Source organism: Thioalkalivibrio sp. ALMg11 (assembly GCF_000377905.1).
Classification (GTDB): Bacteria; Pseudomonadota; Gammaproteobacteria; order Ectothiorhodospirales; family Ectothiorhodospiraceae; genus Thioalkalivibrio.
Window position 1 is genome coordinate 126,101 of sequence record NZ_KB898875.1, and the last position, 15,139, is coordinate 141,239.

Here is a 15,139-nt window from a genome sequence, read left to right on the forward strand (position 1 = left end):
CGGGCGTGGTGGATCACAGCACAAGGGCAGGGACGAGATGACCGATATCAATCGCTGGCTGCTGCCGGACGGGCTGGAGGAGGCCCTTCCGGATGCCGCGCGCCGCCTGGAGGATCTCCGCCGGCGCGTTCTCGACCAGTTCGACACCTGGGGTTATGACCTGGTCATGCCGCCCCTGGCCGAGTATCTGGAGTCCCTGCTGACCGGGGCCGGGCACGCCCTGGACCTGCAGACCTTCAAGCTGACCGACCAGCTGACCGGCCGGATGATGGGCGTGCGCGCGGATCTGACCCCGCAGGTGGCGCGGATCGACGCGCATCGCCTGCGTGTGCAGGGCCCGAACCGCCTGTGCTACGTCGGTTCCGCGTTGCGGACCCGCGCGGACGAGTGGTCCGGCTCGCGCAGCCCGTTGCAGGCCGGGGCCGAGCTGTTCGGTCATGACGGGATCGACAGTGATCTGGAGATCATCCGCCTGATGCTCGCGACCCTGGCGACCTGCGGGGCGGAACGTCCGAGCATGGACCTCGGCCACGTCGGCATCTACCGCGCCCTGGCGCAGGATGCCGGCCTGAATGTGAACCAGGAGCAGGACTTCTTCGACCAGCTGCAGCGCAAGAGCGTGCCCGAGATTGAGCAGACGCTTGCCGCCTGGCAGGCCGGGGGCAAGGATCCGGCGGCCTGCGCGCGGCTGCGCTCCCTGGTGGATTTGAATGGGGATGCCACGGTACTCGACGCCGCCCGTCGCGCCCTGGCCGGTGCGCCGGCCGAGGTGGCGGTGGCGCTGGATCACCTGCAGGCCGTGGTTGCACGTCTCGAGGCCAGCGAGCCGGGGCTGGACCTGCACCTGGACCTGGCCGAGCTGCGTGGCTATGCCTATCACACCGGTTTGGTGTTCGCGGCCTTCGTGCCCGGTTCCGGCCAGGCGATCGCGCGGGGTGGACGCTACAACGAGATCGGTCGCGTGTTCGGCCGCGCACGGGCGGCCACCGGTTTCAGCACCGATCTGCGCGCCTTCGTGCGCCGCGAGGCCGGGGCGCCGATGACGGCTCGTCAGACGGTGCTTGCACCGGCCACTGGCGATGTGGCGCTGGAGGCGGCCATTGCGGATCTGCGGGCACGCGGCGTGCGCGTAGTGCGCGAGCTGGAAGGCCAGGAAAACGAATTACCCGGGGGCGCGCGGCTCGAGCAGCGCGCCGGGGAATGGACAGTAGTGGAGCATTGATGGCGATGGGACGTTTTGTAGTCGTACTGGGCAGCCAGTGGGGTGACGAGGGCAAGGGCAAGATCGTCGATCGTCTGACCGAGGATGCCGCGGCCGTCGTGCGCTTCCAGGGTGGGCACAATGCCGGGCATACGCTGGTGATTGATGGCGAGAAGACCGTGCTTCACCTGATCCCGTCGGGCATCCTGCGCGAGGGCGTGGAATGCATGATCGGCAATGGCGTGGTGCTCTCGCCGGAGGCCCTGATCACCGAGATGGAGGAGCTGGAGGCCAAGGGTGTGCCGGTGGCGGACCGTCTGCGCCTGTCGGATGCCTGTCAGCTGATCCTGCCCTACCATGTGGCCCTCGACCTCGCGCGCGAAAAGGCGCGTGGCAAGGCCGCGATCGGCACCACTGGGCGCGGCATCGGCCCGGCCTATGAGGACAAGGTCGCGCGCCGGGGACTGCGCCTGGACGACCTGTTCCACCGCGAACGCCTGGCCGCCAAGCTGGGTGAGGTGATGGACTACCACAACTTTGCCCTGAAGCATTATTTCAAGGCGCCGGTGGTGGATCAGCAGGAGGTCCTCGAGCAGTGCCTGGCGCATGCCGAACGCTTGCAGCCGATGGTGACGGATGTCGCCGGGCGCCTGCACAAGCTGCGCGAGCAGGGCAAGGACGTCATGTTCGAGGGGGCCCAGGGGACGTTGCTCGACATTGATCACGGCACCTATCCGTTCGTGACTTCGTCGAATACCACCGCCGGTGGCGCGTCCACCGGGTCCGGCGTTGGCCCGCGGGACCTGGACTACGTGCTGGGGATCACCAAGGCCTACACCACCCGGGTGGGCGCCGGACCGTTCCCCACCGAGCTGTTCGACAATATGGGTGAACACCTGGCGCGCCAGGGCAACGAGTTCGGATCCACCACCGGGCGGGCACGGCGCTGCGGCTGGTTCGATGCAGTCGCGTTGAAGCGGGCGGTCAAGGTGAACAGCATCAGCGGATTGTGCATGACCAAGCTGGATGTGCTGGACGGCCTGGAGAACGTGCAGATCTGCGTGGGCTACAATTGCGATGGCGAGACCCGCGAGGCGCCGCCGTCCGGCGCCGAGGCCTATGCGGCCTGCACGCCGATCTACGAGGAGATGCCGGGCTGGACGGAATCGACGGTCGGGGTCCGCGAGTACGATAAGCTTCCGGCTAATGCACGTGCCTATCTGGAGCGGCTCAGCGAGGTGGTCGGAGTGCCGGTCGACATGGTTTCCACCGGGCCTGATCGGGACGAGACCCTGGTGCTGCGCGACCCGTTCGACAGCTGATTCAGATAGACACGTCGGGGCTCCCATCTTGCGAGCCCCGACGTGTCCGGTGGCGAAGCAGGTGGGATGTACCACGCGCAAAGATACGCCACCCTCACGGGTGTCGCTTCGCGTATAACAGGGATTCGGGTACAGCTAAAAAATGGTGCCGAGGAGAGGACTTGAACCTCCACGGGGTTACCCCCACTAGCACCTGAAGCTAGCGCGTCTACCAATTCCGCCACCTCGGCACGAGGGACGACACACTGGGAAAACCGTGTGTCCTGCGCTTCAGGAGCGCGCAATATAGAGCGCGCCCGGGAGGCTGTCAACGTCCCGGAGCGGGAATGTGCCCCTCCGGTGTGGTCGGCAGGGGGCGCGCAAACGCGTCCCCTGCGCAACAAAATTCCGCATGCCTCATAATGGGCGCTTTGCGCGCCCAGCCGGATTCCCGGCGAGGGGCTGCCCATTGCAACATCCACAGAGTTCACTGAATGCCAAGACAACGTCGCAAGACCCCCGCCGATCCCAATTTCGAGCGCGAGGCGCAGAAATACGACAACCCCATCCCCAGTCGCGAGTTCATCCTCGGGCTTCTGCAGGAAGCCGACAATCCGTTGTCCTACGACGAGATCGCGGAACGTCTGAAGATCGACGACGAGGATCGCCTCGAGGCCCTGCGCCGCCGCCTGAAGGCGATGGAGCGCGATGGGCAGGCCCTTTGCAACCGTCGCGGTGCCTATCTGCCAGTCAACCAGGAAGACCTGATCCGCGGGCGCGTGATCGGTCATCCCGACGGCTTCGGTTTCCTGGTGCCGGACGAGCAGGACGACGACCTGTTCCTGTCGCCCAAGCAGATGCGCGGGATCTTCCACGGTGACCGGGTCCTCGCTCGGGTCATGGGCGTGGACCGCCGTGGGCGCCGCGAGGGCGGGATCGTCGAGGTCCTGGAGCACAACACCACCCAGGTGGTCGGGCGCCTGAAGATCGAGGACGGTGTCGGCATCCTGACCCCGGACAACAAGCGCATCACCCACGACATCCTGGTGCCGCCGGATGGCCTGGGCGATGCCGTCGACGACCAGATCGTGGTCGTGCGCATCCGTCAATCTGCTTCGCGCACGGCGCGCCTGCGCGGGGATGTACAGGAAGTCCTGGGCGAGCATATGGCGCCGGGTATGGAGATCGACATCGCGATCCGTGCCCACGCCCTGCCGCACGAGTGGCCGGACGAGGTCACGGCGGCGGCCGACGAGCTGGGCGCCGATGTGGCCGAGGCGGACAAGAAGGACCGCCTGGACCTGCGCGAGAAGCCGTTCGTCACGATCGATGGCGACGATGCCCGCGACTTCGACGACGCCCTGTACTGCGAGCCGGAAGGCAAGGGCTGGCGGTTGTGGGTTGCGATTGCCGACGTGTCGCATTACGTGCAGCGCGACGCCGCGCTGGATCGCGAGGCGCGCACCCGTGGCACGTCGGTATACTTCCCGAACAACGTGATTCCGATGTTGCCGGAGGCCCTGTCCAACGGTCTGTGCTCGCTGAATCCGAACGTCGATCGCCTGAGCATGATCTGCGAGATGGAGATCGGTGCGCGCGGGGCGCTGAAGAGCTATCGCTTCCACGAGGGACTGATCCGTTCGCACGCCCGCCTGATCTACGAGGACGTGGCCGCGATGCTCGACGGCGACGCGGCGCAGCGCGAGCAGAACGCGCACGTGATGCCGAACCTGGAAACGCTGCAGCAGGCCTTCAAGGCCCTGCACGCGGCCCGCAATCGCCGCGGCGCGATTGACTTCGACACCACCGAGACCAAGATCGTCTTCGGCGAGGACCGCAAGATCGAAAAGATCGTGCCGACCGTACGCAACGATGCGCATCGCCTGGTCGAGGAATGCATGATCATGGCCAACGTGGCCGCCGCACGCTTCCTCAAGAAGCACAAGGTGCCGGCCCTGTACCGCATCCATGATCAGCCGCCGTCGGACAAGATCGACGACCTGCGAGATTTCCTCAATGGCGCGGGCCTGAGCCTGGGCGGTGGTGACGAGCCGAGCCCCGCCGACTACACCGAAGTCCTGAAGGCAGCGCGCCAGCGCACCGACCAGCAGCTGATCCAGACCGTGCTGCTGCGTTCGCTGAGCCAGGCTGTGTATGCCCCGGAACTCGACGGCCACTTTGGCCTGGCGCTGGACGACTACGCGCACTTCACCTCGCCGATCCGCCGCTATCCGGACCTGCTGGTGCATCGCGGTATTCGCCATGTGCTGCGCAAGGGCAGTGGCAAGGCCTTCCCGTACTCGCATGGCGACATGGAGCAGCTGGGCGAGCATTGTTCGATGGCCGAGCGACGCGCCGACGACGCGACCCGCGACGCGGTGGCCTGGCTGAAGGCCGAGTATATGCAGGACAAGGTCGGCGAGACCTTCCCCGGCGTGGTGTCCGGTGTGACCGGCTTCGGTCTGTTCGTGGAGATCAAGGACGTCTACATCGAGGGCCTGGTCCATGTGACCAGCCTCGACAACGATTTCTACCACTTCGATCCGGCACGCCACAGCCTGACCGGCGAGCGCGGTGGCCGGGTGTTCCGTATCGGCGACGAACTCCAGGTGCAGGTGGCCCGAGTGAGCCTGGATGATCGCAAGATCGACCTGGCCTTGGCTCAGGAAGCGGGTCAGCCGAGCCCCGCCGATCCGCCGCCAAAAAAGCGCAGCCGTCGTAGCAAGCGCCGCAAGGATGCCGATACGGCCCCGGTCGAGGCCGACGCCGAGCCGACCGCAGCAGCGCCCGAGCCGGAGGCAAAACCCACAGCAGCTGAGTCGGAAGCGCCCGCGGCCGATGATGACGGCCCGGCGCCGAAGAAGAAGCGCCGCCGTCGTGGTGGTCGCCGCCGTGGGGCCGCCGGTGGCGAGACGAGCCCGTCTGCCGAGCCGAGCCCGGGGAAAGAACCGGGCTCGGGGAAAGAGCCGAAACCGGGGAAAGAACCGAAACCGGGGAAAGAACCGAAACCGGGGAAAGAGCCGAGCTCGGGGAAAGAGCCGAGCCCAGGCAATGAAGCAAGCCCGGGCAATGAGGCAAGCCCGGGCAATGAGGCAAACCCAGGCAATGAGGCAAGCCCAGGCAATGAGGCAAGCCCAGGCAATGAAGCGAGCCCGGGCAATGAACGCCGCCGGGGTAGCGGACGTGGCCGGGGCAACGAACGCAGCCCGCGGAACGCGCTGGATGAAGGTAACAGCGATGCCCCGGAACCGGGCAACGAGGCGGTTCCGCCGCCGCGACCCGAGGCCGACAAGGACGGAAATACCATTGTCGAGCCGAGTGCGGATCGGCCGGCCAAGGCCAAGGCCAAGGAATCGTCTGGGTCCGGACGTGGCCGCGGCCGCCGTCGACGTCCGTCCTCGTCCTGAGGCGCCGGGTGAGCCCGCGTCCGTTCCCCCGCTTGCTCGGGGGCCGCTCAGGCGATACCGGCCGGGACCTTGACCCGTGGCGGGATCGCCGCGCCGGAGGTCCACGATGAGCAAGGGGGGCAAGGGCAGTCGCGCCGAGACCTTTGGTGGCATCCACGCGGTGGCCGCCGTGTTGCAGCGGGCCCCGGAGCGGGTCAAGCGGTTGCAGCTGGCGACTGACCCCATCGAGCCCGCCCTGGAGCGCCTGCGAGAGCTGGCGCAGGCGCGGGACATCTCGATCGAGCGGGTAGGCCGCGAGCGGCTGGATCAGCAGCTTCCGGGGTTCCAGAACCAGGGCGTGGTCGTGCACTGCACGCCGCGTCCGCTGCTGGACGAAAAGGCCCTGATCACCCGGGTGCGCGATGGCCTGGATCTGCTGCTGGTGCTCGACGGGGTGACCGACCCGCACAATCTCGGGGCCTGCCTGCGGACCGCCGATGCGGCCGGGGCCGGGGCGGTGGTCATGCCGCGCCATCACAGCGCCGCATTGACCCCCGCCGCCGTCAAGGTGGCGTCCGGGGCCGCCGAGACCGTGCCGGTGGTGACGGTCGGCAATCTCGCGCGGACCCTGGCGGCCCTGAAGGATGCCGGGATGTGGACCGTAGGCCTGGCCGGGGAGGGGGGGGAGAGCCTCTATGACCTGGACCTGCGCCCGCCGACCGCGATCGTCATGGGGGCCGAGGGCGAGGGCCTGCGGCGTCTGACCCGGGAGGCCTGTGACCACCTCGCGGCCCTGCCGATGCAGGGCGCCGTGGAGAGTCTCAACGTCTCTGTCGCCACGGGCGTCACCTTGTTCGAGGCCGTCCGTCAGCGCCGCGAAAGTCCGCCGTCTGGTTCTGCGTAGCCGGTAGCCTTCCGGGGGGTGGTGCAAACCCCTGTTTCGTCGGCTCCCTGCTTGTTGTTGGCGCCCGCTTCGGTTATCGTGTCGCGCCTTTCTGCCCTGCGGCTGCGTCCGCTGGGTCGAACCCTTGCCTCACCGCATTTGACGGGAGGCTGATACCCGCAAGGAGTTCCCGATGCGTCACTACGAAGTAGTATTCCTGGTCCATCCGGACCAGAGCGAGCAGGTCCCGGCGATGATCGAGCGCTACAAGGGCCTGGTCGAAGGTCATGAAGGCAAGATCCACCGCCTGGAAGACTGGGGCCGCCGTCAGCTGGCCTACCCGATCCAGAAACTGGTGAAGGCCCACTACGTGCTCATGAACATCGAGGCCTCGGAAGAGGCGATGGAAGAACTCGCCAGTGCCTTCCGGTTCAACGATGCCGTGCTGCGCCACCTGGCGATGCGCATGGAAGAGGCCGTGACCGAGATCTCCCCGCTGGCCAAGGGCCAGGAAGAGGAGAGTGGCAAGGGCCGTCGCCGCGAGCGTGACGACGAGGGTGGCGAAGGCGCCTCCGACGACTCGGCTTCCGCCGAGTAAATCTCGCCCGTTCGTTGACCGAATCATTGAAGGAGATCTGACATGGCCCGTTTTCCGCGTCGCCGCAAGTATTGCAAGTTCACCGCCGAAGGCATCGAGTACATCGATTACAAGGACCTGAATCTATTGAAGGGTTTTGTGACCGAGACCGGCAAGATCGTGCCCAGCCGCGTCACCGGCACCAGCGCGAAGTATCAGCGCCAGCTGGCCACCGCGGTGAAGCGTGCACGCTTCCTCGCCCTGCTGCCGTACAGCGACAACCACTAAGTCCCGCACCGGTTCGCCGGGGCCGTCGCCATGCGCGTGCTGGCCGAATTTGCGATGAAAAGCCGGAGCCGCGCCGTGGGCGCGGTTTCCGGCTTTGGCGTGGCGGGCTTGTTCCTGCCTCCGGTGGCGCTGCTCAGCAGTGCGCTGATCGCGCTGGTGGGGCTGCGCGTCGGCCTGGGGCAGGCGCTCTTGGTGATGGCGCTGTCCGCTGTGCTGCTCGGGGTGGCGATGTTTGTCCTGATCCCGGAGGCCCCGCTGTTCGCGGGGGTGGTCGCCGGGGTTGTGCAGTGGGCGCCAGTGGCGCTGCTCGCCGAGCTGCTGCGGCGCACGGTCTCGTGGCGCATGACGCTGCAGGTCGCCGCCGCGGTCGCCGGGATCGGCGTGCTGGCCGCGCACCTGCTGGTGCCGGATCTCGAGTCCACCTGGGCCGAGGCTGGCATGGCGCTGCTGGGGCCTCTGGTCGAGGGCAGCGAGACCGGACCGCAGGAGCTGGAGGCGGGGCTGCGCCGCGCGGCGCCATACCTGACCGGGTTGTTGGCCGGGATCCTGCTGCTGAGCCTGACCCTTGCGGTGCTTCTGGGTCGCTACTGGCAGGCGCTGCTGTACAACCCGGGGGCCTTCGGCGAGGAGTTCCGGGGCCTGCAGTTCGGGCGGGTGCTGAGTGCCGTCACGCTGCTGCTGGCCGGTATCGGGCATCTGGGCCCGGTCCCGGTGGCCACGGAGCTGGCGTTCATCCTGGCGGTACTGTTCTTCCTGCAGGGGATCGCGTTGATGCACGCGCTGACCGTCCGCCAGGGGATGAGCAGTTTCTGGCTGGTGGGGATGTACGTGCTCCTGGCCCTGGCCATGCCGCAGATGTTTCTGCTGCTGGCCACCATCGGGGTCATCGACGCCTGGGCGGATATCCGCGCGCGGCTGGGCCCCGGTTCCGCGCAGGGCGGGCAGGACAGTGACAACAATCCGTGAGACCGGTCCGAGACCGGTGTAGAATGCGCCCCTTCGGGGGCTGATCAAACGTTACAGGAATACCAAAGATGGAAGTCATTCTGCTGGAAAAGATCGATAACCTGGGCACCCTGGGCGACCGCGTCAAAGTGCGTCCGGGCTTTGCGCGCAACTTCCTGCTGCCGCAGGGCAAGGCCAAGTTCGCCACCGCCGAGAACATCGCCGAATTCGAGGCGCGTCGCGCCGAACTGGAAAAGGCGGCCGCCGAGTCCCTGGCCGAGGCCGAGGCCCGCAAGGAAAAGCTGGACGCAACCGTGCTCGAGATCACCGCGAAGTCCGGTGGCGAAGGAAAGCTGTTCGGCTCCATCGGCCCGGCGGACATCGCCGATGCCCTGACCGCCAAGGGCACCGAAGTCGAAAAGCGCGAAGTGCGCATGCCGGAAGGTCCGCTGCGTACCACCGGTGAGTTCGAGATCGCCCTGCACCTGCACTCGGACGTGGACATCGACATCCGCGTCGTCGTGATCGGCGAAGAGTGATCCGAAGGACGTCGGGAAGGTGGCCCCACCGGGTCGCTGATGCCCGGCACATGGGCGGGTTCGTCGAATGAACTCGCCCATGATCCCGAATCCGCGGGTCCCCCCGCATTCCGAGGAGGCCGAGCAGGCTGTCCTCGGAGGGCTGATGCTGGATAACGCTGCCTGGGACCGGGTGGCGGACCGCATCACTGCAGACGACTTCTACCGCCATGATCACCGCCTGATCTTCCGGGCGGTGTCCGCGTTGGCGGATCGTAATGCTCCGTTCGACATGGTCACCGTGTCCGAGCAGCTGGATCGCACGACCGAGCTGGAATCGGCCGGGGGCATGGCCTATCTCGGACGGCTGGCCGCCGAGACGCCGAGTGCCGCGAACATCGTGGCCTATGCGGATATCGTCCGCGAGCGCTCTATCCTGCGTTCGCTGATCTCGGTAGGTACCGAGATCGCTGATTCCGCCTACACCCCGGAAGGCCGCGGCTCCAAGGAATTGCTGGACGTGGCGGAGCAGAAGGTGTTCCGCATTGCCGAGCAGGGCGCGCGCGGGGCCCAGGGCTTTCGCGGGATGAAACCGTTGCTGACCGCAGCGGTGGACCAGATCGAGTATCTCTACGAGAGCCAGAATCCGATCACCGGGATTGCGACCGGTTATCAGGACCTGGATGCCCTGACCTCGGGGCTCAATCCGGGCGACTTGGTGATCGTGGCCGGGCGACCTTCGATGGGGAAGACCTCGTTCGCGATGAACATTGCCGAGTACGTGGCGATGAAGAACTCCGAGCCGGTCGCGATCTTCTCCATGGAGATGCCGGGTGAGCAGCTGGCCATTCGCCTGCTATCCTCGATGGGCCGCATCAACCAGCAGAAGCTGCGTTCCGGACGGCTGGAGGACGGGGACTGGCCGCGTCTGACCAGTGCGGTGCAGATGCTCTCCGAGGCCCCGCTGTATATCGACGATACGCCGGCGCTCTCGCCCACTGAGCTGCGGGCACGGACCCGTCGGTTGATGCGTGAACACAAGGGCCTGGGCCTGATCGTGGTCGATTACTTGCAGCTGATGCAGTCCCCCGGTAGCAGCGAGAATCGCGCGAACGAGATCTCGGATATTTCGCGCAGCCTGAAGGCGCTAGCGAAGGAGCTGAGCGTGCCGATGATTGCATTGTCGCAGCTCAATCGTTCGCTGGAGCAGCGTCCGAACAAGCGCCCGGTGATGTCCGACCTGCGCGAGTCTGGCGCTATCGAGCAGGACGCGGACATCATCGCCTTCGTCTATCGCGACGAGGTCTACAATGAAGAGTCGCCCGACAAGGGCACGGCCGAGATCATCATCGCCAAGCAGCGTAATGGACCCATCGGCACCGTGCGCCTGACCTTCCACGGGCAGTTCACCCGCTTCGAGAACTACGCCCCCGACGTCTACGGCGAGATGGGCCACTAGGCCTGAGGTGCGGCGTGAGACGCGCGGCAAGTATCCAGCTCCATCCCGAGGCCCTCCGGCATAATCTGGGCGTGGCGCGCCGCTTGGCGCCCGGCGTTCCGATGTGGTCGGTGATCAAGGCCGAGGGTTATGGCCATGGCCTGCTGTGGGCGGCCGAGGCGCTGGCCGAGGCGAGCGACGGCCTGGCCGTCTCCCAGATCGGCGAGGCCCGCGCCCTGCGCGCTGCCGGCTTCGGCGGCCCACTGCTCGTGTTGCAGGGCCCGCGCGACGTGGCCGAGGCGCGCGCCTGCGCGGAGTTCGCCTTGCAGGCCGTGCTGCATGATGCGGCGCAGCTCGATTACCTGGATACCGCGAGCATCACCTTGCCCGAGGTCTGGGTCAAACTGAACACTGGCATGAACCGGCTGGGCTTCGCCCCGCAGGTGGCGATGGATGTCGATGCGCGTTTGCGGGCCGCCGGGCACGGGCATGACGGATTGCACTGGATGACCCACCTAGCCTGCGCTGATGAGCCCGGTCACCCCCAGAATGCCCGCCAGCTAGAACGCTTCGCCATGACGGTGGCGGAGCTTCCGGGGCAGCGCAGCGTGGCCAACTCGGCGGCCCTGTTCGCCGGCTGGGGCCAGGGTGGGGCGTCGGCGGCGCCCGGCGACTACTGGGCCCGTCCCGGCATCATGCTCTACGGCGCGCATCCGGCCTCGCTACCCGCCGGGCGTCTGCCGGAGGGCCCGGACGGCGATCTGCGGCCGGCGATGACCGTGCGCGCCCCGATCATCGCCACCCAGCCGCTCGAGCCCGGCAGTACGGTGGGCTATGGCGCGACCTGGACCGCCGCCGATCCGGGCCGTGCCGGGATCGTGGCGATGGGCTATGCCGATGGCTACCCGCGCCATGCCCCGTCGGACACGCCGATCCTGGTGCAGGACCGGCTCTGCCCGCTGATCGGACGTGTCTCCATGGACATGCTGGCGGTGGACCTGTCCGGGTTGCCGGAGGTGCAGGTCGGTGACATGGCGACGTTGTGGGGCGAGGGCCTGCCGGTGGAGCGGGTCGCCCGCGCGGCGGGTACGATCAGCTACGACTTGCTCACGCGCGTGGCCGACCGGCTGCAGCCCGGAAACTGACGGAAACGCCGGGTACACTGTCCGGTCAGCAATCCGTGGCCCGAGAGACCCCAATGACCGATTTCGATCCCAGCGAATACGACCCGCAGACCGTTGCCATCCGCTATGGCTATCAGCGCACGCCCGAGGGCGAGCACTCCGAGGCGATCTTCCCGACCTCGAGCTTCGTGTTCGGCAGTGCGGCGGAGGCCGCGGCGCGCTTCGGTGGCGAGGTCCCGGGCAATATCTATTCGCGCTTCACCAACCCCACCGTGCGCACCTTCCAGGACCGCCTGGCGGCGCTGGAAGGGGGCGAGGCCTGTGTGGCGACTGCCTCCGGCATGTCGGCGATCCTCGCGACCATGATGGGGCTGTTGAAGGCGGGCGATCACGTGGTCTGCTCGCGATCGGTGTTCGGAACCACCACCGTGCTGTTCAACAACTACCTGGCGCGTTTCGGCGTCGAGGTGACCTACGTCGAGCTGTCGAACCTCGATGCCTGGGACCAGGCCACGCAGTCGAACACGCGGCTGTACTTTTGCGAGACGCCATCCAACCCGCTGGGCGAGGTGGTGGACATCCGCGCCCTGGCCGACATCGCGCATCGCCACGACGTGCTGCTCGCGGTGGACAACTGCTTCTGCACGCCGATCCTGCAGCGCCCGCTGGATCTGGGCGCTGATATCATCATCCACTCGGCGACCAAGTTCCTCGACGGCCAGGGTCGCTGCCTGGGTGGTGCCGTGGTGGGGGATGCCGAGCGGGTGGGCAAGGACGTCTACGGCTTCCTGCGTACCGCCGGGCCGACGCTGTCGCCGTTCAATGCCTGGGTATTCCTGAAGGGGCTGGAGACGCTGGCCCTGCGCATGCGTGCGCACAGCGAGAACGCGCTTAATCTGGCGCAGTGGCTGCAGTCCCACCCCGCGGTCACCGCCGTGCACTACCCAGGCCTCGAGGATCACCCGCAGCACGCAATCGCGAAGCAGCAGCAAAGCGGCTTCGGCGGGGTGCTCAGCTTCGAGGTTGCCGGCGGGCGCGAGGCGGCCTGGTCGGTGATCGACGCCACGCAGTTCCTGTCGATCACCGCGAACCTGGGGGATGCCAAGACCACCATCACCCATCCAGCCACCACCACCCACGGCCGCGTGGATCCGGAAAAGCGCCAGGCCCAGGGCATTACCGAGGCCCTGGTACGCGTCGCGGTCGGTCTCGAGTCGGTCGCCGATATCCAGCGCGACCTGGCCCGCGGCCTCGACGCCCTGGGCTGAGGCGGCGATGTCGGCTCCCGCCGGGGAGGCCCGTTCGCAGCCGCGTCGGCGTCCGCGCTGGCGCGTCCTGCTGACCGTGGTGATTGGGTTTCACCTGCTGGGCTTCCTGTCGTCGCTGGACGCGCTGATGTCCACCCGCACGTCACAGGGGGCGGTGGCGTGGATCGTCTCGCTGAATACCGTCCCCTATGTGGCCGTGCCGGCCTACTGGGTGTTCGGCGCCAGCGAGTTTCGCGGTTACGTGGTCGCGCGCCGTGACGTGGATTCCAGCCTGGCCCGGGCCCTGCAGCCGAAGACCGAGGAGCTGTGGTCGCACCAGTACTTCGCGGCCGAACCCAGCAAGCACCTGGATGGGGTGCAGCAACTCGCCCGTTGGCCGTTTCTCGACGGTAACCAGGTCGAGCTGCTGGTGGATGGCGAGGCGACCTTCGACAGCATCTTCCAGGGGATCGAGCAGGCCGAGCGCTACCTGCTGGTGCAGTTCTACATCGTGCGCGACGACGAGGTGGGGCGCGAACTCCAGCGCCGGCTGGTGGAGCGGGCGCGGGACGGGCTCGAGGTCTATTTCCTGTATGACGAGATCGGCAGCTACCGCCTGCCCGGTTCCTATCTGGACACCCTGCGCGAGGCCGGCGTGCACGTGCACCACTTCCATTCCACCCGCGGGCGCGGCAACCGCTTCCAGCTCAATTTCCGCAATCACCGCAAGATCGTGGTCGCCGACGGCGAGCAGGCCTGGGTCGGCGGGCTGAACGTGGCGGACGAATACCTGGGCCGCGACCCCGGGATCGGCCCGTGGCGGGATACCCACCTGCGCATCGAGGGCCCGTCGGCCCTCGCGCTGCAGTCGGTGTTCCTGGAGGACTGGCACTGGGCCACCGAGGAGATTCCCGAACTGGAATGGCAGCCGGCGACCGTGGCCGACGACGGCGTCCCGGTGCTGATCCTGCCCTCGGGTCCGGCCGACGAATTCGAGACCGCCAGCCTGATGATGCAGCAGGCGATCCACGCGGCGGACCGCCGCATCTGGATCGCCAGCCCGTACTTCGTCCCCGACGAGGGCGTGCAGGGCATGCTCAAGCTGGCCGCCTTGAGCGGCGTCGACGTGCGCGTACTGATTCCCGAGGTCACCGACAACCCGCTGACCACGCATGCGGCCTACGCCTTCCTGGGACCGCTGCTGGACGCCGGCGTGCGTGTCTATCGTTACGAGGAAGGCTTCCTGCACGGCAAGGCGTTCGTGGTGGACGACATGGGCGCGGCCGTGGGCACCGTGAACCTGGACAACCGGTCGTTTCGTCTGAACTTCGAGGTCACTGCGCTGGTGATGGACCCCGCGTTCGCGCGCGAGACGGCGCGCATGTTCGAGGCCGACTTCGCCCGCTCGCGCGAGATGACCCCGCAGGACGTGGATGACCTGCCGCTCTGGCGCCGTGTGGCGGCGCGTGCAGCCTATCTGCTGGCGCCGGTATTGTAGCGGCGCGGCAAGCGTTCCCGCTGTTTTGTGTCCCCGCAATAGGGTCTTCACGGCCTTTGATCTGGATCATGTGAAAGGCAGCCCTCGCTGCTAGACTTGTACTCCATATGTGTTTTCGAGGCCTGCCCGTGCCGCGCGCCCTGTCCCACCTGCTGACTCTGCTGATCGCAGCTGCGCTGTTGCTGGCGCCGATCGCCGGTGCGGGGATGATGCATGGGGGTCACGGGGCGCAAGTGGCGACGCCGGGCCATTGCCCGGATCAAGGTGCCACAGTGCATTCGGACCTCATGCCTTCGGACCCCGCGGTTCAGGCCGGCCTTTCGGCCTGCGAGATGCCGTGCGCGGTCTGTGGCACCTGCGGGGTCTCGGCCCTGCCTTCCTCCGTGACCATGCCGGTCACCGCTTCGCTGTCCCGCCCCGTTCCGGGGGCCGTGGCCATGGGTCCCGGCGCCCGTGCGGGTCCGGATCTGCGGCCCCCTCTCTGAGTCCTCCCCGGCCGGGCATCCGCCTGGCCCCGGGCGATTGTTGATCGCCCCCTCGGTGCGCGGTTTCGCGTATCGCCGTTGCATTTAGGTCCCTGGGAGGACTACATCATGATGAATGAACAAGGTTTTGGCTGGATGGGCGGTATGGGTCTCGGCGGAGGCCTGATCGGGCTTCTGGTGTTGGTGTTGCTGATCCTCGGGATCGCCGCGCTGATCAAGTATCTGTTCGGTGGCCGCTAAGGAGTCAC

General features: G+C 67.2%; 14 protein-coding genes and 1 tRNA gene. 14 read left to right on the top strand and 1 reads right to left on the bottom strand.

The window, feature by feature from the left end; translation table 11 throughout:
- Positions 1-37: 37 nt before the first annotated feature.
- Positions 38-1,222, top strand: a complete 1,185-nt coding sequence (locus tag D578_RS0110190) for an ATP phosphoribosyltransferase regulatory subunit (protein WP_018949856.1) — start codon at positions 38-40, stop codon at positions 1,220-1,222.
- The gene (locus D578_RS0110195) at positions 1,222-2,523 is read left to right on the top strand and encodes an adenylosuccinate synthase (protein ID WP_018949857.1); all 1,302 of its coding nucleotides are present in this window, start codon (positions 1,222-1,224) and stop codon (positions 2,521-2,523) included. Before D578_RS0110190 ends, D578_RS0110195 begins: the two co-directional genes overlap by 1 nt.
- Positions 2,524-2,666: 143 nt before the next feature.
- On the opposite strand, the gene D578_RS0110200 is transcribed toward D578_RS0110195, so the two are convergent.
- Positions 2,667-2,753: transfer RNA gene (locus D578_RS0110200), tRNA-Leu, on the bottom strand.
- A gap of 243 nt (positions 2,754-2,996) precedes the next feature.
- Between D578_RS0110200 and rnr the strand changes: the two genes are divergently transcribed.
- The 12 genes from rnr (at position 2,997) to D578_RS16260 (ending at position 15,131) form a co-directional block, all read left to right on the top strand.
- Complete coding sequence (rnr, locus tag D578_RS0110205; protein WP_018949858.1) at positions 2,997-5,909, top strand: ribonuclease R; 2,913 nt, start codon at positions 2,997-2,999, stop codon at positions 5,907-5,909.
- Between the two features lie 106 nt (positions 5,910-6,015).
- Complete coding sequence (gene rlmB / locus D578_RS0110210; RefSeq protein WP_018949859.1) at positions 6,016-6,792, top strand: 23S rRNA (guanosine(2251)-2'-O)-methyltransferase RlmB; 777 nt, start codon at positions 6,016-6,018, stop codon at positions 6,790-6,792.
- 172 nt (positions 6,793-6,964) lie between these two features.
- Positions 6,965-7,369 (top strand): 30S ribosomal protein S6, encoded by a 405-nt coding sequence (rpsF, locus tag D578_RS0110215; protein WP_018168152.1) that lies wholly within the window; start codon positions 6,965-6,967, stop codon positions 7,367-7,369.
- Positions 7,370-7,411: 42 nt separating this feature from the next.
- Entirely contained in the window at positions 7,412-7,636 is a 225-nt protein-coding gene (rpsR, locus tag D578_RS0110220; RefSeq protein ID WP_018144049.1) for a 30S ribosomal protein S18, read from the top strand.
- A 30-nt stretch (positions 7,637-7,666) separates the two neighbouring features.
- Positions 7,667-8,602, top strand: a complete 936-nt coding sequence (locus D578_RS0110225) for a hypothetical protein (RefSeq protein ID WP_018949860.1) — start codon at positions 7,667-7,669, stop codon at positions 8,600-8,602.
- Positions 8,603-8,670: 68 nt separating this feature from the next.
- On the top strand, positions 8,671-9,120 hold the full coding sequence (rplI, locus tag D578_RS0110230) for a 50S ribosomal protein L9 (protein WP_018949861.1): 450 nt from the start codon (positions 8,671-8,673) through the stop codon (positions 9,118-9,120).
- A gap of 79 nt (positions 9,121-9,199) precedes the next feature.
- Positions 9,200-10,558 (top strand): replicative DNA helicase, encoded by a 1,359-nt coding sequence (dnaB, locus tag D578_RS0110235; RefSeq protein WP_018949862.1) that lies wholly within the window; start codon positions 9,200-9,202, stop codon positions 10,556-10,558.
- Positions 10,559-10,572: 14 nt separating this feature from the next.
- A complete protein-coding gene (gene alr, locus D578_RS0110240; protein ID WP_026289290.1) occupies positions 10,573-11,682 on the top strand; it encodes an alanine racemase in 1,110 nt (369 codons plus the stop codon).
- Positions 11,683-11,735: 53 nt separating this feature from the next.
- The gene (locus D578_RS0110245) at positions 11,736-12,929 is read left to right on the top strand and encodes an O-succinylhomoserine sulfhydrylase (RefSeq protein ID WP_018949864.1); all 1,194 of its coding nucleotides are present in this window, start codon (positions 11,736-11,738) and stop codon (positions 12,927-12,929) included.
- 7 nt (positions 12,930-12,936) lie between these two features.
- Positions 12,937-14,406: a cardiolipin synthase gene (gene cls / locus D578_RS0110250; protein ID WP_018949865.1), complete on the top strand. Its 1,470-nt coding sequence runs from the start codon at positions 12,937-12,939 to the stop codon at positions 14,404-14,406.
- Positions 14,407-14,534: 128 nt separating this feature from the next.
- The gene (locus D578_RS16185; protein ID WP_231364112.1) at positions 14,535-14,891 is read left to right on the top strand and encodes a hypothetical protein; all 357 of its coding nucleotides are present in this window, start codon (positions 14,535-14,537) and stop codon (positions 14,889-14,891) included.
- Positions 14,892-14,999: 108 nt separating this feature from the next.
- Positions 15,000-15,131 carry a hypothetical protein gene (locus tag D578_RS16260; RefSeq protein ID WP_018949867.1) on the top strand — a complete coding sequence of 44 codons (132 nt, stop codon included), beginning with the start codon at positions 15,000-15,002 and terminating at the stop codon, positions 15,129-15,131.
- Positions 15,132-15,139: the final 8 nt, after the last annotated feature.

What these genes read in the sequence shown, in the direction of transcription:
- cls (WP_018949865.1), top strand. Translation starts at nt 12,937, where the DNA reads ATGTCGGCTCCCGCCGGGGAGGCCCGTTCGCAGCCGCGTCGGCGTCCG.
- rpsF (WP_018168152.1), top strand. Translation starts at nt 6,965, where the DNA reads ATGCGTCACTACGAAGTAGTATTCCTGGTCCATCCGGACCAGAGCGAG.
- rnr (WP_018949858.1), top strand. Translation starts at nt 2,997, where the DNA reads ATGCCAAGACAACGTCGCAAGACCCCCGCCGATCCCAATTTCGAGCGC.
- D578_RS0110195 (WP_018949857.1), top strand. Translation starts at nt 1,222, where the DNA reads ATGGCGATGGGACGTTTTGTAGTCGTACTGGGCAGCCAGTGGGGTGAC.
- D578_RS0110225 (WP_018949860.1), top strand. Translation starts at nt 7,667, where the DNA reads ATGCGCGTGCTGGCCGAATTTGCGATGAAAAGCCGGAGCCGCGCCGTG.
- rplI (WP_018949861.1), top strand. Translation starts at nt 8,671, where the DNA reads ATGGAAGTCATTCTGCTGGAAAAGATCGATAACCTGGGCACCCTGGGC.
- dnaB (WP_018949862.1), top strand. Translation starts at nt 9,200, where the DNA reads ATGATCCCGAATCCGCGGGTCCCCCCGCATTCCGAGGAGGCCGAGCAG.
- D578_RS0110245 (WP_018949864.1), top strand. Translation starts at nt 11,736, where the DNA reads ATGACCGATTTCGATCCCAGCGAATACGACCCGCAGACCGTTGCCATC.
- rpsR (WP_018144049.1), top strand. Translation starts at nt 7,412, where the DNA reads ATGGCCCGTTTTCCGCGTCGCCGCAAGTATTGCAAGTTCACCGCCGAA.
- D578_RS16260 (WP_018949867.1), top strand. Translation starts at nt 15,000, where the DNA reads ATGATGAATGAACAAGGTTTTGGCTGGATGGGCGGTATGGGTCTCGGC.
- rlmB (WP_018949859.1), top strand. Translation starts at nt 6,016, where the DNA reads ATGAGCAAGGGGGGCAAGGGCAGTCGCGCCGAGACCTTTGGTGGCATC.
- D578_RS0110190 (WP_018949856.1), top strand. Translation starts at nt 38, where the DNA reads ATGACCGATATCAATCGCTGGCTGCTGCCGGACGGGCTGGAGGAGGCC.